A 20,467-nucleotide genomic window follows, 5' to 3' on the forward strand; every position below is an offset into this window, starting at 1 on the left:
GAAATCATTACTGACTTACATATGAGCACTCAATCTTTGCAACATTAAAACCGCCGAAGCAGTTCCGGTCGCGCCAACCAAGCACCCACACTTATCGGTTGTCCAATTTTTTAAAGAACCGCTGCCGTTGCAGCGAGAAAGAGATTCTGACAAACCTTACCGCTTTCGTCAAGCACCGCAGCAAACTTTTTTAAATCCGCCGCCGCACTACCCACCTCTTTCCTCTCCCCACCGCCACCAACGAATCCGCTGCAGCGCTGAAGAGGCGCGAATTATATAGAGCTCAAAAACCCCGTCAAGCGCTTTAGCGCGGTTTTGTGCGAACGCGTCGTTTTAACCTGCAATTCGCCCCGCACGGCACAAGACGACACTCACCATGGGGGCAGCAGTTGAGCACGCACATCACTCTCGGCCCGGTAGCGGACGGCGAACATGTGAAATTCGTCTGGCGGCAGGGGCTGACTGACGAGGTAGCCCTGGAGGTAGTCGCAATGACGCATGCGAAGGAACTCACGCTGCGAATCCGTTTCGACTCCTTCCGCCGTAACCTTGAGTCCCAGGCTATGGGCCATGTTGATGATTGCCTCGACCAGGAGAGCGTCGTTCTTGTCTTCAACGCAGTCGCTGACAAAGCTCCGGTCGATCTTGACGTGATCGACCGGAAAACGCTTCAGGTAAGACAGCGATGAGTAGCCGGTTCCGAAGTCATCGAGCGAGTAATTGACGCCAAGCTTGCCGATTTCGCGCATGAGCGCTTCTGTGGCATCGCTGCTCTGCATGAGCACGGATTCGGTGATCTCCAGGACGAGTTTGATCCTGTCGAACCCGGGTTCCCGGCTGGCCTGCGCGATCAGTTCGAGCAGCCCCTGCTCCCGGAACTGGACGCCTGACACATTGACCGCAATCCGCAGCGGCGACAATCCCTGCTCGTGCCATTCGTTCGCCTGACGCAAGGCTTCGTTCAGTACCCATGCACCGATCGGGAGAATCATTCCAGTATCTTCGGCGATGGCGATGAATTCGTCGGGAGCGACGAGCCCGCGCAAGGGATGCTGCCAACGTACAAGGGCTTCTGCTCCGATCACGCAACCGCTTCGCGCATCGATGATGGGTTGGTAATAGAGCACGAACTGGCGGCGCTCGACAGCCACGCGCAGCTCGGCCTCCATCTGCACGCGCAAACGGGCAGCCTCCTGCATGTCCTGGGAATAGAATTGGCAGCGGTTCTTCCCCAGTTGCTTGGACTGGTACATCGCGATGTCGGCGTTGCGCAGCAGGGTCTGCACGTTGTCGCCGTCGTCGGGAAACACCGTTATCCCCAGGCTGCCCGAGACATAACGGTTCGCGCCGGCAAGCAGGAAGGGCTCGCGAATGATCCGTAGCACCTTCTCGCCGACGATCTGAAGGTCCTCGGCATCTTCAATGTCATCAACGACAAGCGTGAATTCATCGCCCCCGAGCCGTGCGACCGTGTCCTGCTGGCGGACACAGTCCTTGAGCCGGGCGGCAACCTCGATGAGCATTTCGTCGCCGACGTCGTGACCCAAGGTGTCATTGATCCACTTGAACCCGTCGAGATCAAGAAAGACGAGACCGGCTTTCTTGCCCATGCGACGGCCGTGCGCCAACGCACGCTCGAGTCTGTCATTGAGCAGGTTGCGGTTGGCAAGACCGGTGAGGGCATCGAAATTCGCCTGCCGCCAGATGACCTCCTCGCGTTGCTTGCGTCGCGTCATGTCGCTGAAGATCGACACATATTTGATGAGTCTTCCCGATTCGTCGCGCACGGCCGAGATGGTCAGCCACTGGGGATAGACGTCACCAGCCTTACGCCGATTCCAGACTTCACCCTCCCAGCGGCCGGTCGTCTCGAGGGTCGCCCACATGTTCTTGTAAAAACCGGCGTCGTGCCGCCCGGATTTGAACATCGCCGGAGTCTGCCCGATGACATCGTCCGACGAGTAGCCGGTAATTGAGCAGAAGGCAGGGTTCACGGAGGTGATGACGCCCGCGGCGTCCGCAGTCATGATCCCTTGACTGGATGCATCGAAGACTACCATCGCCTCACGCATCCTTTCCTCTGCCAGTTTGCGTTCGGAGACATCCCGTACGAGAGCGATGAAACCGGCTGGCGCTCCGTCGCTGCGCGAGAGCTGACTCATCGACGCGCTGAACTGCCGACACCCGCCGGGGAGATCCAGCGCGTACTCGAATTCATGTCGCTGCCCATCCTTCCGGATGGCTGCAAGCGCCTCGCCGACCGCGTGCGCGACCGGCTTCGGAAAAACATCGCCATAAGTTCGGCCCGGCAGATCGTGCGGAGCCATCGGAAGAAGAGCAGGATCGGGTGAATGAACTTCGACGATCCGCCCCGGCTCATCGAGTACGAACAGTTGGTCGGGCAGCGAACCGATCAGCGCTCCCAGCTTGGATTCACGGGCCGCCAGCGCAGACGTACGCTCATCGACCAGCGTCTGCAACCGGTAACGGTGAAATCTCAGCTCCGCCATCTGTTTCGCCAGCCAGCCGAGGAGCGCGCTGAAGATGAATCCGAGGAACAACTTGAGCGACAGCGTCGACTTGTGCGTCCAGCCGTCGGCCGGCGCGACGCTGAGCGTCCACGCGCCATTCGGCATCATGACTGCACGGTCCACCGGATCGATGAGCGACTCCTCCGAGGAGGCGGCAATGATCTGCTTCAGTCCGGTATCGGGGTGCACGCGCCAAAGTTGGTAGTGCAGCCCACGCTTCACGAGTTGGGGTAGCTGTGCTTTGCCGATGACCTGAGGAAACCGGATCAGTACGGTGGTAAATCCCCAGAATCGCGGCCGGCCGCTCTCGTCATCAAGGAACACCGGCAAGCGACCGACCGCTCCGATACCGCCCTGCATCAGTTCGAACGGTCCGGCAAGGGTGAGTTCCCCTGTATCCCGGGCGCGGAATGCTTCCTTGTTCCGGGCGGGATCCGCGAGCAGATCGTGCCCTATCGCACGTGCGTTCTCCGCGAGCGGAACGATCTGCCGGATGACTCCACCGGGCGCTAGCTGGAGGGAGTCGGCCCCGGGGTAGTAGCGGAGCATTTCCGTCGCAACGGCATCGAAGTTGTGAACCTCGCCCTTCCCCTGCCGTACGAGTGCAGCGAGGGCATAGGTCGCAGTCAGACCATGGCGGACGGCACTCTCGATTTCGTGCGCCTTGTCGCCACTCTGATCGGCAACTTCCGCACGCCGGATGCGCAGGCTCTCGCGCTCCGACTGCGCCACAAACAGCGTCGCAACGGCCAATGCGACCACAAAGACGATCGCGCCCAGGGAGCCGGGGCGCAAAGTGGCCCCTGAACAGAACGATGACCGGAACTTCATGGTCGCGAAATCCTGCCTTCAAGAACGGGCGCGGTGAGGAACGCTCCAGAAGCCGGCGCACGGGCGATGATCCGGAAAAGGATCATTCGTCGCTGCCAGCCCGAGCATTTTTACATTATTTTACACATGACATTTGCGCAAGTCCCGACCAACCGACGTCACGCGTCGGAATAAAGTCACCGGCAGTCACCCCAGATGCACGGTCGCAAACTTGCGCTTGCCGACCTGCAGCACCACGGTCACCCCCGACCGCAGTACGAGCCCCTTGTCCTCGACGCGCTCCCCGTCGAGACGCACGGCCCCCTGCTCGATCATGCGCATCGCCTCCGATGTCGTCCCGGTCAGGCCAGACTGCCTGATCACCTGGAAGACGGGCATCCCCGCGGTACCGACCGCGACATTCACCTCGGGCATATCGTCGGGAAGCACACCGCGCTGGAAGCGCGCCTCGAATTCCGCGCGGGCATCCTCCGCGGCTGCCGGGTCGTGGAAGCGGGCAACCAGTTCCATCGCGAGCATCACCTTGATGTCACGGGGATTGCGCCCCGTCTCGGCGTCACGGCGCAAACCGGCGATCTCGCTGGTCGAGCGGAAGGACAACAGCTCGTAGTAACGCCACATGAGGTCGTCCGAGATCGACATCAGCTTGCCGAAGATCTCGCGCGGACCTTCGGCGATGCCGATGTAGTTGCCGAGCGACTTGGACATCTTGTTTACGCCGTCCAGACCTTCGAGGAGCGGCATCATCAGGACGCACTGCGGCACCTGCCCCTCGTGCTTCTGCAGTTCGCGCCCCATCAGCAGATTGAACTTCTGGTCCGTACCGCCGAGTTCGATGTCCGCGCGCATGGCGACCGAGTCGTAACCCTGACATAGCGGATACAGAAATTCGTGAATGGAGATCGGCTGGTTCGCGACATAGCGCTTGGCGAAGTCGTCGCGCTCGAGCATGCGCGCGACGGTGCTGCGCGACGCCAAGCGGATCATGCCGGCCGAACCGAGGGATTCCATCCACGCAGAGTTGAAGCAGATCTCGGTCTTTTCGGGATCCAGGATCTTGAACACCTGATCCTGATAGGTGCGCGCATTTTCCATGATCTGCTCGCGCGACAGGGGCGGACGGGTGGCGTTCTTGCCCGACGGATCCCCGATCATGCCGGTGAAGTCGCCGATGAGGAACATCACCTGGTGACCCAGATCCTGGAAATGACGCAGCTTGTTGATGAGGACCGTGTGACCGAGGTGCAGGTCGGGCGCGGTAGGGTCGAAGCCGGCTTTCACCCTGAGCGGGCGGCCGGATTTCAGCTTCTCGGCCAGCTCGGCCTCTATCAGCAACTCGTCGGCACCCCGCTTGATCAGCTCAAGGGCTCCCTGTACGTCAGTCATGCAACTCTCCAATCAACGGGACGACAAAAAACTTTGATAAACTCGCGAAAGTTTTTTTGTCCGAAAATCCCATGCAGGCACGAAAAATCAGAATTCTAGCCGAACTGACCGGTCTCCTCCCCACTGGACGCAAGCGGTGGGCCGTTGGTGGTCTGGTCGGCACTTCGCTGCTGGGCGTTGTTGCCGCCACAGCCGTCCCCCCCGGGATGCCCCAAACGTCCATCGTCACCGAATCGGTCGTCGAGCGTCTTGGGCCGATTGCATCGCCTCCCGCCGACTCCACGGACCTGCCGTTCGTCTTCGATGAACGCGTGCGCCCCGGCGACACGATACAGGCAATCTTCCGCCGCATCGGCGCGAACGACCAGGAAGTCCTCGACTACCTGAATCAGCCGGCAGGACTGCAGGCTCAGAAACAGCTGCGTGCCGGCCGATCGGTCCTTGCCACCGTCCAGGCGGACGGCAGGATCGCCTTGCTGAGCCTGCCGATCGCCGGCGGCGACGCGCGCTATACGGTGGAACGGACCGCTTCGGGCCTCGAATCCGGCACACGCAGCGCGGCATCACTGGACGTGAACATCGAGATGCGCGCCGGGACGATCCGCCAGACTCTATTCGGAGCAACCGACGCGGCGGGGATCCCCGACAGTGTCGCCACGAAACTGGCGGAAATTTTCGGTACCGAGATCGACTTCAGTAGTGATCTGCGGCGCGGCGACCACTTCAGCGTCGTGTACGAGTCGCTGCACGACCAGGGGATGCCTGCCGGAGCCGGACGCATCCTGGCCGCAGAGTTCATTAACGACGGAAAGCGCCACACCGTCGTACTGCATCGCGACGAGGACGGCGCAGATACATATTTCACCCCCGACGGACGCGGCCTGAACCAGGCTTTCCTGCGGTACCCGCTCGAGTTCTCGCGCATTTCCTCCAATTTCGGGGGACGCATGCATCCGATCCACAAGCGCTGGAAAGAGCACAAGGGTACGGACTTTGCTGCACAGACGGGAACGCCGGTCAAGGCGGCATCAAACGGAGTCGTCGAGTTCGCGGGTGGCCAGAGCGGCTATGGAAACATCGTGGTGATCCAGCACCGGGACGGCTACGAGAGCGCTTACGCACACCTGAATGGCTTCGCGCAAGGACTACGCAAGGGGCAACGCATTCGCCAGGGCGACGTGATCGGCTATGTCGGATCGACGGGGTGGGCAACCGGCGCACACCTGCACTTCGAGATCCGCGTGAACGGAGTTGCGCACGATCCGATGAAGATCGCTCTGCCGACCACCAAGCCGCTTGGAGGCAACGCGCTTGCAAGCTTCCGCCGTGAGACCGCACCGATGCTCGAGCGCATGGCGCTACTTGATCGTACAACGGTGGCGCGAGCCGAGTAAGCAGCAACGCAAGCGGCGCCAGAAAAAGGAAACGGGAGGCTGCGGCCTCCCGTTTTGCTTGATGCCTAGCCCGCTTCAGGCGGAGAAGGAAGACCCGCAGCCGCAGGTACTCGTCGCGTTCGGATTGCGGATCACGAACTGGGATCCTTCGAGCCCTTCCGTGTAGTCGATCTCGGCGCCGACCAGATACTGGTAGCTCATCGAGTCGATCAGAAGTGTCACGCCGTTCTTCTCGAACGCGGTATCGTCCTCGTTCACTTCCTCGTCGAAAGTGAAGCCGTACTGGAAGCCGGAACAGCCGCCGCCGCTGACGAAAACGCGCAGCTTGAGTTCGGGATTGCCCTCTTCCTCGATCAATTCCTTGACCTTGCCCGCCGCGCTGTCTGTAAAGACAAGCAGTTCGGGCGTTTCGACTGCAGTACTCATGTTATCTCCTGAAGGGGTGTGCACCTTCAAATAATGCGTCACCCGACGCGTTTCGTCAAAATGAGAGTAGCTATCGCCGCGATTGGTTCCATCAGGGACTGACGGGCACGATGTCGAGACCCAGGGTCTCGTCCAGGCCGAACATGATGTTCATGTTCTGAAGCGCCTGCCCGGCCGCGCCCTTGACGAGGTTGTCGATGACCGACAGAACGACGACGACATCACCACCCTGCGGACGGTGGACGGCGATGCGGCACATGTTGCTCGCTCGCACCGAACGGGTCTCGGGGTGACTACCCGCGGGCATTACGTCGACGAAAGGCTCGGTGCGATAGCGCGATTCGAACAAGCCTTGCACGTCCACATCCTGAGTTAGCCGGACGTACAGGGTCGCATGGATGCCGCGGATTATCGGCGTGAGATGCGGCACGAAGGTCAGGCCGACCGGCTTGCCAGCCATACCGGCCAGCCCTTGGCAGATTTCCGGAAGATGGCGATGCCCCGGGACGCCATAGGCCTTGAAACTATCGGCGGACTCGGCGAACAGCGTGTGGACCTCCGCCTTGCGCCCGGCACCCGAGACACCCGACTTGGCGTCGGCAATCAGATGCGAAAGGTCCGCCACGCCGGCCTCGATCAGCGGCAGGAAGCCGAGTTGCACGGCCGTGGGGTAGCAGCCGGGATTGGCGAGCACGCGGGCCGCACGAATCTGCTCGCGGTTGCGCTCAGGCAGTCCATACACGGCTTCGGCGACGAGTTCGGGGGCGGAGTGCGTCATGCCGTACCACTTCTGCCATTCGGCAAGGTCGCGGATACGGAAGTCGGCAGCGAGGTCGATGACGCGAACACCTTTGTCGACGAGTTCGCGCGCCTGCTGCATGGCGATACCGTTGGGCGTGGCAAAGAAGACGACGTCGCAGCGGTCGAGCTCAGCCTCGGCGGGCGTGACGAAGCGCAGGTCGACGCGGCCGCGCAGGCTCGGGAACATCTCGGACACCGCCATGCCCGCATCGCCACGCGAAGTGATCGCGTGCAACTGAACGTCGGGGTGACGCGCAAGCAACCTGAGCAGTTCGACACCCGTATAACCCGTACCGCCGACGACACCAACCTTGATCATGCTTTCTCCTTGGCGGGGCAATCCCCGATGCAGCTTTTAATTATCTCATCCATCGCGCGCCGATTTTGCGGGCGGAAAAGCAAAAAGCCGCCCAGCGGGCGGCTTTTTGTTCCTGCGGATACCGGGAAAAGGTATCAGCGCTTGGAGAACTGCTTGCGGCGACGGGCCTTGCGGAAACCAACCTTCTTCCGTTCGACTTCGCGTGCGTCGCGGGTCACGAAACCGGCCTTGCGCAGCACCGGCTTCAGTTCGGCATCGTATTCGATCAGCGCACGGGTGATGCCGTGACGAACGGCACCCGCCTGACCCGACTCGCCACCACCGGTGACGTTCACCATGATGTCGAAGCGGTTTTCGTTCTCGGTCAGCGTAAGCGGCTGGCGCACGATCATGCGGCCGGTTTCACGCGAGAAGAACTCGTCCAGCGGCTTGCCGTTGACGACGATGTTGCCGGAACCCGGCTTGATGAAAACACGGGCAACCGCAGTCTTGCGGCGGCCAGTGCCGTAGTTGTAAGTCACAGCCATTGATCGGCTCCTGTCAGATCTCGAGAACTTTGGGCTGCTGAGCGGCATGCGGATGCTGGGCACCCGCGTAGCACTTCAGCTTCTTCAGCATGGCGTAACCCAGCGGCCCCTTCGGCAGCATGCCCTTCACCGCCTTTTCGAGCACGCGTTCCGGGAAGCGCTGCTGCAGCTTGGTGAAGTTGGTTTCGTAGATTCCGCCCGGGAAACCGGTATGGCGGTAGTACTTCTTGTCTTGCGCCTTGTTACCGGTGACACGCAGCTTCTCGACGTTGACCACGACGATGAAGTCGCCGGTATCGACGTGCGGCGTGTAAATGGGTTTGTGCTTGCCACGCAGACGGCGGGCTACCTCGGCGGCGACCCGGCCAAGCACCTTGTCCGCAGCGTCGACAACAAACCAGTCGCGCTTGACTTCGTGCGGCTTGGCAGAAAACGTTTTCATTCGAATCCTCGATCTTGTCCGGCCTGGGGCAGAGGCCAATAAACGGAAAGCTCGTGATGGTAATAGGAAGGACACCCGAAAGTCAAATCAGGATCAATGATCACCGCTACCGGTTGCGATGAAACCGAAGGTTCACGCTTCCTGACATGACAGAGAAACTCGCCAACATTTGTGTAAGGTCAAAGCTCCGGGCGGCACCGCATGAATAATAGTGCACTTTTAGCAAAAAAGACCGGAGGATTGAGAGTATGGCGGAAGTTAAGTTCTTTGGCGGCGAGAACATCCCGCTCGAAATGCACAAGGTCCGCATCGTCCAGAAACTGACGCTGCCGCCGGTGGAACGCCGGCTTGCGGCGATCACGGAAGCGGGAAACAACACCTTCCTGCTGCACAACTCGGATGTGTTCATGGACATGCTCACCGACAGCGGTGTGAACGCCATGAGTGACCAGCAGCAGGCGGCGATGTTCATCGCCGACGACAGCTATGCCGGGAGCGCTACCTACACGCGACTGGCGAACAAGCTGCAGGACATCTTCGGCATGACCCACTTCCTGCCCGCCCACCAGGGACGGGCCTGCGAAAACATCCTGTCGCAGGTGCTGGTGTCGAAGGGTTCGGTCGTACCGATGAACTATCACTTCACGACCACCAAGGCGCACATCACGCTCAACGGCGGCACGGTGGAAGAGCTCGTTGCGGACTCGGGCCTGGAAGTTGTCAGCGTGCATCCGTTCAAAGGCAATATGGACACCGGCAAACTGCGAGACGTGATCGGCTTGCACGGCGCGGACAAGATTGCCTTCGTGCGCATGGAGGCCGGCACGAACCTCATCGGCGGACAACCATTCTCGCTGCAGAACCTCGTCGACATCCGCAAGATCTGCGACGAGCACGGCCTTCTGCTGGTACTGGATGCGAGCCTGCTTGCAGACAACCTGCACTTCATCAAGCAGCGCGAGGATGGCTGCAAGACACTCGGCATTCGCGAGATCACGCGCCGGATCGCCGACCAGTGCGACATCATCTATTTCTCGGCGCGCAAACTCGGGTGCGCCCGCGGCGGCGGCATCTGCATCCGCAGCGAGGAGATGTATCGCCGCATGCGGGGGCTGGTCCCCCTGTATGAAGGCTTCCTCACCTACGGCGGCATGTCGGTGCGCGAGATGGAGGCGCTTACCGTCGGGCTGGAAGAGACGATGGACGAGGAGGTGATCAACCAGGGGCCTCAGTTCATCGCCTACATGGTGGACGAACTGCAAAAGCGCGACATTCCGGTCATCACGCCGGCGGGCGGACTTGGCTGCCACGTCAACGCGATGAAGTTCGTGGACCACATTCCGCAGGCCGAATACCCGGCGGGCGCGCTGGCGTCGGCGCTGTATATCGCCAGCGGCATCCGCGGGATGGAGCGCGGAACGCTGTCCGAGCAGCGCGAACCGGACGGGCGCGAGATCTTCGCGAACATGGAACTCGTTCGCCTGGCGATGCCGCGGCGAGTGTTCACGCTGTCGCAGGTCAAGTACGCGATCGACCGGCTGGAGTGGCTGTATGCCCATCGCCGGCTCATCGGCGGCCTCGCGTTCACCGAGGAGCCGGAGATCCTGCGCTTCTTCTACGGCCGCCTGAAGCCGGTGTCGGACTGGCAGGAGACCCTCGTCGCGAAATTCCGCGCAGACCTCGGCGACAGCCTCTGAACCAGACATGATCGGCCGCCCCTTCCATCGGGAAGGCGCGGCCGCAAAAGATCCGGCCCGAGGGAACCGTCCGCAAGGGACGGGGATACGCCGCACAAGGCGTGCAGCCCGCACCGCTTCATCCAAAAAAAACGCAGCCCCTGCGGGACTGCGTTAAATCCACACCAAAGGAGGAGGGTGGAGGAGACACCGGTTTGGATCACGAAGCTCAATTGATCCGACTGGTTTCGATTATCCGCAGCCGAACTTGGCGTGGCAAGGTTTTTTTGTGCGTCGCACTATAAATGTTTTAATAGAAAGATAAGCGTTGCTTATTAAATCTCAACTCATTGACGTATATCAATTTAGAGAGCGCTTTCATGGCAAGCCGGGGGTGACTGCGGTCTACACCAGGCAGTCAGACAGACTATCGTGCTGCGCCGCAACAGCGGCACGTGGCGGGGACGGGCGGACGCGCGCGGCATTCCGGTAAAATCGCCACCCGGTCGACCAATGGCGACCCCAATCCAGCCGACAACGGAGTCAAAGATGGAATGCACGATCAAATGGGTCGACGGGATGACCTTTCTTGCCGAGACGGGCACCGGTCACGTCGTTGCGATGGACGGAGCTCCCGAGGCGGGCGGACGCAACCTCGCGCCGCGGCCGATGGAGATGATGCTGGCAGGTGCCGGCGGATGCACGGCGTTCGACGTCGTGCTGATCCTGCAGCGCGGCCGCCACGACGTCCGCAACTGCGAAGTGAAGCTCGTGGCGGAACGGGCCGAGACCGATCCCAAGGTGTTCACGCGCATCACCTTCCACTTCACGGTGACCGGCAAGGGGCTGAAGCGCGAGACGGTGGAACGCGCGGTACATCTGTCGGCGGAGAAGTACTGCTCCGCCTCGATCATGCTCGCCAAGACGGCGGAGATGGTCCACGAAGTGACGATCATCGACGTGGAGTAAGGCCCCTCCCGCCGGGGGACCCGGGGCGCAGAGGGGGATGAGACAGCCCCCTGCCCTGCTTTCGGGTCAGACCCGGTACGCGGCGGTCGTCATGACCCGCGCCGCGAGCTTCATCGCGGCCTTCACCGGCCCGGGAAGCTCCTGCGCGCCGAGGCCGATGGCGGTGTCGGCATGGCGCGCTTCGTCAAGCTTCATCTGCCCGATGATCCCGCGCGACTTGTGGTCCTCGGCCGGCAGCTGAGCGAGATGCCCGTCGAGATGGGCCTCCACCTGACGCTCGGTTTCGGCGAGAAACCCGAGATTCCAGCGCTCGCCGAGCCGCCCCGCCAGCATCCCCAGCGCCAGCGACCCGCCGTACCACAGGGGATTCAGCAGGCTCTTGCGCCCGCCGAGTTCGGCAATGCGCTGTTCGGTCCAGGCGAGATGCTCGGTTTCTTCGTTCGAGGCCTGCTCTAGTTCGCGCCGCACGCTGGCGTCGCGCGACATGATGGCCTGCCCCTGATAGAGGGCCTGGGCGCAGATCTCGCCACAGTGATTGACGCGCATGAGACCGGCAACGTGGTCGCGCTCGGCGTCGCCGAGCAGGGTATCGGGCATGTCGCCGCCGGGTACGGGGCGCACCGAACGCGCGGGGGCGAACAGGGTGCGCAGGGCCTTGTCGAATTCAACGATGAGCTGATCCATGGAACTTCCTCGGTCGGGCGGCTTATTTTCCGGATTTCATGAAGGTGCTGGCTTCGCCGCGCAGGTGCCGCAGGACTTCGTTGCGGTCGCGCGGAGGCACCGAGCCGTCGCAGATGTGGTCTTCGGAAAGCGCCGCACGGGGGCGGTTGTAGGCGTTGTCGACGATCGGCTTCCAATCCTCGTCGCGCACCGCGGACCATTGCCCGCCGGCACGACCGGTCGCGTACAGGCGCCAGGTGCCGCTGGCGCAGCGGATACCTTCGTGCGTGACGTTCATTGCGCCGCCGGCCGTGCGGACCACCAGCGTATAGCGGACAACGCCATCGTCGCCGACAACGATGCTGTCCTCGTCGATGTAGAAGTGGTTGGGCGATGCGCTGCTGACGAAGAACTCGCGCAGATCGCCTTCGCGCGGCGCCGCCGGAAGCGTGTAGCCCCCCTCCTTCCACTCGGGATCGGGTTCGTTGAGGAGCCCGGCCATTGCCGGGACCGAAAAACAGGCGAGGGCCAGAAGGCCCCCGCGAACGATAGGTTGCAGCCGCGTCAAGCTCGCAGATCTCCACACAATGATTGCCGGATCGCCTCGGGTACAGGCTCCACAACCGCCGTCAGGGCGGCGTGATCGACACCGATCGCGAGCCCGGCGCCTGCATGCAGGGCGCGGATCTGCACGGGCGGCAGTTCGAAGCGGAGGAAGTGCACCGCGGACGTCTTTTCGCCATTGTCGCGTTCCAGGTCTTCGTCCGCAATCGCGAAGATCGGTTCGCCATCCGCAATACGCACCCAGACGCGACGCTCGATCCCGATCAGGCGGGCGAGCCAGAGTCGCCGCTGACCCTCGTCGGTGAATTCAATCATCATCGTCGCCTTCCAGTTGCCGCCGTCGGGAACGAGCGGGTTGTAGGCGTCGAGTTCGTCCTGTATGCCGGCCTCCTCGAAGCTGCGCTCGATGCGCAGCATCTCCTGGATCTGGTAGCGGATCGTGAGTTCGTCCTCGAAGATCAGCGTGATGTGCTCGCCAAGATGCAGTGTACGCGCCTTCTTGTGCGCGATGATGCGGCTGCGGAAGGCCGTGCGCTGGCGGGCATAGTCTTCGAGGCTGAGGAGGCTGTCGCGGGAAATGGCGTTCATCGGGGAGATCCTCACAACCCATAGGCCCTGCGCAGCAGGGTCAGGGGATGGGCCTTTTCGGCCTTGAGTTCGGTACCGCCGTCGCGGATGCCCTGCTGGATGTGGCGGCCGGCGATGGGGCAATCCGAGCTGATGAAGTCGGGCCCGGCCTGCGCCATCTGGCGGAACACCGGGCGTCCGATCTTCATCGACTGATCGAAATACTCTTCCTTCACTCCCCAGGTGCCGTCATGCCCGGCGCAGCGCTCGACCGTGGTGACCTCGGTGCCGGGTACGAGCTGCAAGGTCTCACGCGTCTTCTGTCCGATGTTCTGCACGCGGCTGTGGCAGGGGATGTGGTACGAGACCTTGCCCAGCGGCTGCTTGAAGTCGGTCTTGAGCAGGCCGTCGCGGTGGCGGAGGATGAAGTACTCGAAGGGGTCGAACATCGCGTCGGCGACGGCCCTGATATCGGCGTCGTCCGGAAAGAGGAGCGGGAGTTCCTGCTTGAACATCAGGGCGCAGGACGGGACCGCGGCAAGGATCGCGTAGCCGTCGCGCGCGAGTGCCGAGAGACCCGGGATGTTGACGTCCTTGAGACGGCGCACGCCCTCGAGGTCGCCAAGTTCGAGCTTGGGCATGCCGCAGCAGGTTTCCCGCGGGGCGAGGACGGCCGGGATCTCGTTGTGGGCGAGTACGGCGACGAGGTCGTGGCCGATTCCGGGCTCGTTGTAGTTGACGTAGCAGGTCGAGAAGATCGCGACCTTGCCGGGCGTGCGTTCGCCGTCGCGCACGGGCCACTCCGCCCGGAGCTCGGCGGCGCGGCGGAAGCGGGTCGGGGCGTAGGGCGGGAGCTCCCGCCGCTTGTCGACACCGAGGACGGACTGCAGGACGGCGCGCGCGGCGCCGTTGCGGTTGGCGGCGTTGACGGTCTGAGCGACGACCGGAATCGCGGCGAGCTTGCCGAGCGCATCAGTGCTGGTGAGCACCTTGTCGCGCAGGCGTACTTCGCCCTTGCGGAACTTGACCGCCTTGGCGCGCAACATCAGGTGCGGGAAGTCGACGTTCCATGGATGCGGCGGGACATAGGGGCATTTCGTCATGAAGCACAGGTCGCACAGGTAGCACTGATCGACGACCTTGACGAAATCCTTCCTGGCGACGCCGTCGAGTTCGCCGGTACTGCCCTCATCGACGAGGTCGAAGAGGGTCGGGAACGCGTTGCACAGGTTCACGCAACGCCGGCATCCATGACAGATGTCGAACACGCGCTCGAGCTCGTGGTCGAGCCTGGCTTCGTCGTAGTAGTCGGCCCGCTGCCACGCGATCGGGTGGCGCGTGGGGGCCTCGAGACTGCCTTCCCGCTTGGACATGCGACCTCCCTTTGCGCACGAGCCACTGGCCGTGCGGCCTGAAAGAAGAAGTCAGGGCAACCCGCGCGGTCGCCCGTGGCCGGATGCTGCCCGGAACTCAGTCCTGCAGTGCGTCGAGCGCCTTCTGGAAGCGGTTGGCGTGCGAGCGCTCCGCTTTGGCGAGCGTCTCGAACCAGTCGGCGATCTCTTCGAAGCCTTCGTCGCGCGCAACTTTCGACATGCCCGGGTACATGTCGGTGTACTCGTGGGTCTCGCCCGCGATGGCAGCGCCGAGGTTGGCACGCGTGGCGCCGATCGGCAGGCCGGTGGCGGGGTCGCCACAGGCTTCGAGATATTCGAGGTGGCCGTGGGCGTGTCCGGTTTCGCCTTCCGCCGTCGAGCGGAATACTGCGGCGACGTCGTTCTGGCCTTCCACGTCGGCCTTCGCCGCGAAGTACAGGTAACGGCGGTTGGCCTGCGATTCGCCCGCAAAGGCGGCTTTCAGGTTCGTTTCGGTCCTGGATCCCTTGAGTTCCATGGTCGTCTCCTCGTTCAATGTATCGAAGATCCGCCCCGGTCTGGCGCCGGGGATGCTTGAAGCCTAGAAGCCGCGGGCGCCAAGGGAAAATTGAATGGCGCTATGTTTTCGATGGCGCCCGGCTATGGGGAGGGGTTCCGCAAATCAGGCCGCGATGGCGGCCTCGATCTCGGCGAAGGTGCGCGCGATCTCGGTGATCATCGGCTGCGGTTCGCCGAGCTGGCGTGCGATCTGCGACGCGGAGAAGATGCCGCGGATGAGGCCGCGACCGCCCTCCTCGCGCTCCAGCACCAACAGATGCTGACGGCCGGAACGCCGCAGCGTGGCGACGATGTGGCCCACGTCGGCACGCATGATCTCGCCGAGTTCGACAGCTTCGGTCTTCTCGAGCGGAGTCATGACGCTGTCGACAGTCAGTTCGCCGAGTGTCACGCCGCGGTCGCGCGCGGTATGGACGGGGCGTTCGCCGAGCAGGTCGGCGACGGTGATGACGCCGCGCACGAGGTGGCGCGCATCACTCACGAGAAGGAGCCGGACGCCGCGCAGCAGCATCGCGCGGTTGGCATCGTCGAGCAGCGTTTCGCCGGAAATGGTCGCAGCAGGCACTCGAGTAAAGTCGGTCATGACTTCGACCGCAGGAGATGAGGCGGACACCTTGCGACTTTCATCGGTTCTGGCGACTTCGCAATGCAAGCCGGCCAGCCGGACTTGCGGAAGCGGTTCGAATTCCCGGTTCATGAGCATCTCCATTGCAGACGATGGCATGGAGGGACGCGTGTTTGCCTTGCGGACGATCGCATCGACACAAGCCACCCGCGCCCCGCGAACGGCGCCGTCGATGCGCGCCGCTGCCGGTCGAGAACCGGCATAAGCAGTTCGACCGGCCACCCGTTCGACGGTTCAGCGGCGCATGGACGGAAATGAAAAAAACACCGCTGCGACGCGCCCGGATGTTCCGGAAGCGTCGCAGCGGCGTCGCTGCCTCGCTCAGGGCTCGCGCGTTTCCGCGGCGACCCGATAAGCTTCAGGCAGATCTCCGGGACGGAGCCGGAACAGGTTTTTCGCCAACTCCAGCAGTGCCTGCTGGTACACCTGCCGCTTGAACTCTATGACAGCTTCGAGCGGCACCCAATACTCACTCCAGCGCCAGGCATCGAACTCTGGATGGTTGCTGGCTCGCAGGCAGACGTCGGAATCACGGCCAACCAGTCGCAGGAGAAACCAGATCTGTTTCTGACCGCGGTAGGTGTTGCGCCATTCCCTCTTTATCCAGTGTTTCGGAACGTCATACCTCAACCAGCCGCGCGTGCGGCCAAGAATTTTCACATGCTCGGGGCGCAGACCCACTTCTTCGAAGAGTTCCCGGAACATCGCCTGCTCGGGGGATTCCCCGTGCTTGATGCCCCCCTGCGGGAACTGCCAGGAATGTTCGCGAATCCGTTTGCCCCAGAAAACCTCGTTGCGCGCATTGACCAGAACGATGCCGACGTTCGGGCGATAGCCTTCACGGTCGAGCATGATCAAACCTTCAATTCATGAGAGTTGTAGCAATTTTTTCACACTTACCCTGCGTTGGAAAGGCGCGACCCGTGGCATGTTCCCGCATCCGAAGCGCTTTTTGCCGCACGGGCGCCGGAATTTGTGCCGGCCGCGCATCTGCCGCACGGCACGTACCCGAGGCGCACCCGACCGGCTAGAATTCATGGTTTGCCCAACCGACTACCGCGGACTCAAGAATGCGTGCCAGCCAGTATTTCATCTCCACCCTCAAGGAAGCCCCCGCCGACGCCGAGATCGTCAGCCAGAAGCTGATGCTGCGTGCGGGCTTCATCCGCAAGGTTGCCGCCGGCATCTACAGCTATCTGCCGATCGGCCTGCGCGTGATCCGCAAGGTCGAGGAGATCGTGCGCGACGAGATGAATCGCGCCGGGGCTCTCGAACTGACGATGCCGATGGTGCAGCCGTCCGAGCTGTGGGCCGAGACCGGCCGCTGGGAGAAGATGGGCGAGGAGATGCTGCGCTTCAAGGATCGCCATGAGCGCGACTTCGCGCTGCAGCCGACCTCCGAGGAGGTGGTGACGGACATCGCGCGCCAGGAGCTGAAGAGCTACCGCCAGTTGCCGAAGAATTTCTACCAGATCCAGACCAAGTTCCGCGACGAGCGCCGCCCGCGTTTCGGCGTGATGCGCGGGCGCGAGTTCACGATGAAGGACGCCTACTCCTTCGACCGCAATGTGGACGCGGCGGGTCGCAGCTACGACGCGATGTATGCGGCGTATTGCCGCATCTTCGACCGGCTGGGCCTCACCTACCGTGCGGTGGCGGCCGACACCGGCGCGATCGGCGGCGACCGCTCGCACGAGTTCCAGGTGATCGCCGACACCGGCGAGGACGCGATCGTCTATTGCCCGGATTCGGATTATGCGGCGAACATCGAGCTGGCCGCGGCGCTGCCGCTGCTGCCGTCGCGCGCTGCGCCGGCGCACGGACTCGAGAAGACGCCGACGCCGGGCGCGGCGACCTGCGCCGACGTTGCGAAGCTGCTCGACCTGCCGCTCACGATGACGGTGAAGTCGCTGGTGCTCGCGACCGACGACGTCGATGACAAGGGCCGGGCGGCCGGTGTGACGGTGTGGCTGCTGCTGGTGCGCGGCGACCACGGGCTGAACGAGGTCAAGGCGAGCAAGGTCGAGGGCCTGAAGGCGGGCTTCCGCTTCGCGACCGAGGCGGAGATCCACGAGCACTTCGGCTGCAAGCCCGGCTACCTCGGGCCGATCGGCATGAAGAAGGCGGTGAAGGTGATCGCCGACCGTACGGTCGCGAACATGTCCGACTTCATCTGCGGCGCCAACGACGAGGACTACCATTACACCGGCGCGAACTGGGGCCGCGACCTGCCCGAACCGGACCTCGTCGCCGACCTGCGCAATGTGGTCGAGGGCGACCCGAGCCCGGACGGCAAGGGGCGGCTCGCGATCCAGCGCGGCATCGAGGTAGGCCACGTGTTCTACCTTGGCACGAAGTACTCGAAGGCGATGAACGCGACCTTCCTCGACGAGGACGGCAAGCCCAAGCACTTCGAGATGGGCTGCTACGGCATCGGCGTCACGCGCATCCTGGGCGCGGCGATCGAACAGAACAACGACGCGCGCGGCATCATCTGGCCGGACGCGCTCGCGCCCTTCCGCATCGTCGTATGCCCGGTGGGCTGGGGCAAGTCGGAGGCGGTGCGCAGCGAGGCGTTGAAGCTCTACGAAGGACTGCTTGCCGCGGGCGTGGATGCAATCCTCGACGATCGCGACGAGCGCCCGGGCGTGATGTTCGCCGACTGGGAGCTGATCGGTGTGCCGCATCGCGTGGTGATCGGCGAACGCGGACTGAAGGAGGGCATGGCCGAATACCAGGGGCGGCGCGACGCGGAGGCGACGAAGGTGGCGATCGGCGATCTTGCGGGTTTCGTTGCCGCGAAGCTGCGGGGCCAATGACTTTCGGCTATAACAGACGCATGACACACGCGCTCCGACCGCTGCTGCTCGCTGCCCTGACGGCCACCCTGGCCTTCAGCGGCGGCGCATCGGCCGGCAACCAGATCTACGAACCGATGGCGGCGAGCGTGCGGGCCGCGCTGCACGCGGCGGTGAGCGATGCAGGCGCGCCGGAGCTGCTGATCGCTGACGCGGGCGAGCGCGCCCGCTGGATGGGCGAGATGTCGCGCCGCCTCGAGAAGCGCATCCCGGATCGCGCCTACCGGGAGGATCTGCTGACCTCGGTGCATTACGAGGCGACCCGCGCGGGGCTGGACCCGCAGCTCGTCCTCGGCCTGATCCAGGTCGAGAGCGGTTTCCGCAAGTACGCGGTGTCGGGTGCGGGCGCGCGCGGCTTCATGCAGGTGATGCCCTTCTGGGTGAAAGTGATCGGCGGAGCGGACGACAATCTCTTCCACCTGCGCACGAACCTGCGCTATGGCTGCACGATCCTGCGCCACTACCTCGACGTAGAGAAAGGCGACCTGTTCCGGGCGCTGGGGCGCTACAACGGGAGCCTCGGCCGCGCCGAATATCCGAACATGGTGCGTGCGGCGTGGGAGCGCCACTGGAGCTACCAGCCGCTGACGCTCGCCGTGACGGAGGCACGCGGCCAGACGAACTGAGCCGCGCAATCTTCAGACTCGGGAACCGACATGGAACACCGACTGTTTCGCCGCCGATCGATCTCGATTTCGTTTCGCGTGTATGACGCGGAAACCGGCAAATTCATCGGGCGCATCGGCGACATCAGCAAGGGCGGCCTGCTCGTGTACGGCCCGAGCAGGATGCTGACGGGCCAGCTCTACCGCCTGCGGATCGACCTGCCCGACGACCACGGCAAGGCGCGTAGCGTCGTATTGCCGGCCAAGGCGATGTGGTCGGGCTACGACTCCAACCCGGAGTTCTGCAGCACGGGGTTCCGCCTGTTCGAACTGGACCGTCCGGAGAACGAGGCGGCCCTGAAGTCGATGCTGTCGCGCTTCACGGTCGGCTTCGACGACGAAGACGGCGAAAATTGAACGGGAGCCGTCAGCGGACCTCGTCGGAGGCCGGCTGACGGTTCCCGGACTGCGGACGCAGCTCAGGCGCCGACGGCAACCTTCACATTGGGCTCATCGCGCCCGACCGCGCGCACAGTTTCGCGCCCCGCATCCTTGGTGTCCTTGGCATTGGCCAGCGACTGGACGTCGCCGGAAATCTCGCCGCCTTCCTCGATCAGGATCTTGCCGTAGCGGATCTTGCCGCTGACGCGCCCGGTCGAATGGATGATCAGCTGGCTACGGGCGGTCAGCTCTCCTTCGAAACGGCCGCGCACTTCCGCGACATCGATGCCGACAGTACCGGCGAACGAGCCGTTTTCGGCGATGCGGATCACGCGGCTGTCCATTGTCGCCTCGACACGACCCTCTACGACCAATGTGTCGCAGTCGAGGATCTCGGCGCCCTTCAGTTTGACGTCCGGCCCGACGATCAGGCGGCTGCCGGTATCCTGGGCGTTGTCGTCGATCGCGGCAGCCGCGAGGCTCGCGGCCGCAAGCGCCTTGTCGTCAGCGGCCGGAGAGAAGTCGCTGGACGATGCCGGCAGTTCGGACGAACTGCGCGACAGGCTTGCACCGGAGGACGCCGGTCCCGTGGTCAGACTGCCCGACGGAGACCGCATTGTGCCGTTGTTGCGCGAAGCCGGGGTATCTGGAACCTTGGGGAACAGGGCGGGTTTGTTGAACATGGTCTCTCCTTGAATCCATAAACGTTTCCGGGCCGACGGTCATCGCCCCCGTGGGCAGGCATAGCATGTGCCATGCCATGGAATTAAGGTGCTGAATTTCATGGATTTATTTCCGGGCGAAGGAAAATTCGCCGGGGCGGGCGCAATTTGTGTCGCCGGCCGGCGACAGTCCACACCCAAAAAAAACACAACTTGCTGTTTTGCTTGATGTTTAGTGCGTCGCCAGAA

Annotated in this window: 20 protein-coding genes; 6 read left to right on the forward strand and 14 right to left on the reverse strand. The window is 63.1% G+C overall.

What is annotated here, in order from left to right:
* Positions 1-371 precede the first annotated feature (371 nt).
* Both F464_RS0105525 and tyrS read right to left on the reverse strand, forming a co-directional pair.
* Positions 372-3,362, reverse strand: a complete 2,991-nt coding sequence (locus F464_RS0105525; protein WP_051092253.1) for an EAL domain-containing protein — start codon at positions 3,360-3,362, stop codon at positions 372-374.
* Between the two features lie 186 nt (positions 3,363-3,548).
* On the reverse strand, positions 3,549-4,748 hold the full coding sequence (tyrS, locus tag F464_RS0105530) for a tyrosine--tRNA ligase (protein WP_018988793.1): 1,200 nt from the start codon (positions 4,746-4,748) through the stop codon (positions 3,549-3,551).
* Between the two features lie 71 nt (positions 4,749-4,819).
* On the opposite strand from tyrS, the gene F464_RS0105535 reads away from it, so the two are divergent.
* Positions 4,820-6,142, forward strand: a complete 1,323-nt coding sequence (locus tag F464_RS0105535; protein WP_026295770.1) for a M23 family metallopeptidase — start codon at positions 4,820-4,822, stop codon at positions 6,140-6,142.
* Positions 6,143-6,217: 75 nt separating this feature from the next.
* On the opposite strand, the gene erpA is transcribed toward F464_RS0105535, so the two are convergent.
* From erpA to rplM, 4 genes are all read right to left on the reverse strand, one after another.
* Complete coding sequence (gene erpA / locus F464_RS0105540; RefSeq protein WP_018988795.1) at positions 6,218-6,568, reverse strand: iron-sulfur cluster insertion protein ErpA; 351 nt, start codon at positions 6,566-6,568, stop codon at positions 6,218-6,220.
* Positions 6,569-6,659: 91 nt separating this feature from the next.
* Complete coding sequence (argC, locus tag F464_RS0105545; RefSeq protein WP_018988796.1) at positions 6,660-7,688, reverse strand: N-acetyl-gamma-glutamyl-phosphate reductase; 1,029 nt, start codon at positions 7,686-7,688, stop codon at positions 6,660-6,662.
* A 134-nt stretch (positions 7,689-7,822) separates the two neighbouring features.
* The gene (rpsI, locus tag F464_RS0105550; protein ID WP_018988797.1) at positions 7,823-8,215 is read right to left on the reverse strand and encodes a 30S ribosomal protein S9; all 393 of its coding nucleotides are present in this window, start codon (positions 8,213-8,215) and stop codon (positions 7,823-7,825) included.
* A 13-nt stretch (positions 8,216-8,228) separates the two neighbouring features.
* Positions 8,229-8,657, reverse strand: coding sequence for a 50S ribosomal protein L13 (gene rplM / locus F464_RS0105555; RefSeq protein WP_018988798.1), 429 nt, complete (start codon positions 8,655-8,657; stop codon positions 8,229-8,231).
* Positions 8,658-8,905: 248 nt separating this feature from the next.
* On the opposite strand from rplM, the gene F464_RS0105560 reads away from it, so the two are divergent.
* Together F464_RS0105560 and F464_RS0105565 are read left to right on the forward strand one after the other, a co-directional pair.
* Entirely contained in the window at positions 8,906-10,354 is a 1,449-nt protein-coding gene (locus tag F464_RS0105560) for a tryptophanase (RefSeq protein WP_018988799.1), read from the forward strand.
* A gap of 528 nt (positions 10,355-10,882) precedes the next feature.
* Positions 10,883-11,302, forward strand: coding sequence for an OsmC family protein (locus tag F464_RS0105565; protein ID WP_018988800.1), 420 nt, complete (start codon positions 10,883-10,885; stop codon positions 11,300-11,302).
* Between the two features lie 66 nt (positions 11,303-11,368).
* Here the strand turns inward: F464_RS0105565 and coq7 are convergent, their stop codons facing one another.
* From coq7 to F464_RS0105600, 7 genes are all read right to left on the reverse strand, one after another.
* Positions 11,369-11,986: a 2-polyprenyl-3-methyl-6-methoxy-1,4-benzoquinone monooxygenase gene (coq7, locus tag F464_RS0105570; protein ID WP_018988801.1), complete on the reverse strand. Its 618-nt coding sequence runs from the start codon at positions 11,984-11,986 to the stop codon at positions 11,369-11,371.
* A gap of 22 nt (positions 11,987-12,008) precedes the next feature.
* Entirely contained in the window at positions 12,009-12,467 is a 459-nt protein-coding gene (locus F464_RS0105575) for a CNP1-like family protein (protein WP_084600434.1), read from the reverse strand.
* 62 nt (positions 12,468-12,529) lie between these two features.
* Complete coding sequence (locus tag F464_RS0105580; protein ID WP_018988803.1) at positions 12,530-13,117, reverse strand: DUF3501 family protein; 588 nt, start codon at positions 13,115-13,117, stop codon at positions 12,530-12,532.
* 11 nt (positions 13,118-13,128) lie between these two features.
* Positions 13,129-14,469: a heterodisulfide reductase-related iron-sulfur binding cluster gene (locus F464_RS0105585; protein WP_018988804.1), complete on the reverse strand. Its 1,341-nt coding sequence runs from the start codon at positions 14,467-14,469 to the stop codon at positions 13,129-13,131.
* 97 nt (positions 14,470-14,566) lie between these two features.
* Positions 14,567-14,986, reverse strand: coding sequence for a rubrerythrin family protein (locus tag F464_RS0105590; RefSeq protein WP_018988805.1), 420 nt, complete (start codon positions 14,984-14,986; stop codon positions 14,567-14,569).
* A 144-nt stretch (positions 14,987-15,130) separates the two neighbouring features.
* Complete coding sequence (locus F464_RS0105595) at positions 15,131-15,724, reverse strand: CBS domain-containing protein (RefSeq protein WP_026295771.1); 594 nt, start codon at positions 15,722-15,724, stop codon at positions 15,131-15,133.
* 249 nt (positions 15,725-15,973) lie between these two features.
* Entirely contained in the window at positions 15,974-16,504 is a 531-nt protein-coding gene (locus tag F464_RS0105600) for an RNA pyrophosphohydrolase (protein WP_026295772.1), read from the reverse strand.
* A 218-nt stretch (positions 16,505-16,722) separates the two neighbouring features.
* Here F464_RS0105600 and F464_RS0105605 point away from each other — a divergent pair, with 218 nt between their 5' ends.
* The 3 genes from F464_RS0105605 to F464_RS0105615 are packed head-to-tail and all read left to right on the forward strand — an operon-like array spanning position 16,723 to position 19,532.
* A complete protein-coding gene (locus F464_RS0105605) occupies positions 16,723-18,471 on the forward strand; it encodes a proline--tRNA ligase (protein ID WP_018988808.1) in 1,749 nt (582 codons plus the stop codon).
* 20 nt (positions 18,472-18,491) lie between these two features.
* Positions 18,492-19,136, forward strand: coding sequence for a lytic transglycosylase domain-containing protein (locus F464_RS0105610; RefSeq protein ID WP_018988809.1), 645 nt, complete (start codon positions 18,492-18,494; stop codon positions 19,134-19,136).
* Between the two features lie 30 nt (positions 19,137-19,166).
* Positions 19,167-19,532: a PilZ domain-containing protein gene (locus F464_RS0105615; protein WP_018988810.1), complete on the forward strand. Its 366-nt coding sequence runs from the start codon at positions 19,167-19,169 to the stop codon at positions 19,530-19,532.
* Positions 19,533-19,594: 62 nt separating this feature from the next.
* Here the strand turns inward: F464_RS0105615 and F464_RS0105620 are convergent, their stop codons facing one another.
* Positions 19,595-20,239 (reverse strand): bactofilin family protein, encoded by a 645-nt coding sequence (locus tag F464_RS0105620; RefSeq protein WP_018988811.1) that lies wholly within the window; start codon positions 20,237-20,239, stop codon positions 19,595-19,597.
* Positions 20,240-20,467: the final 228 nt, after the last annotated feature.

The sequence above is a fragment of the Aromatoleum toluclasticum ATCC 700605 genome, assembly GCF_000378245.1.
Classification (GTDB): domain Bacteria; phylum Pseudomonadota; class Gammaproteobacteria; order Burkholderiales; family Rhodocyclaceae; genus Aromatoleum; species Aromatoleum toluclasticum.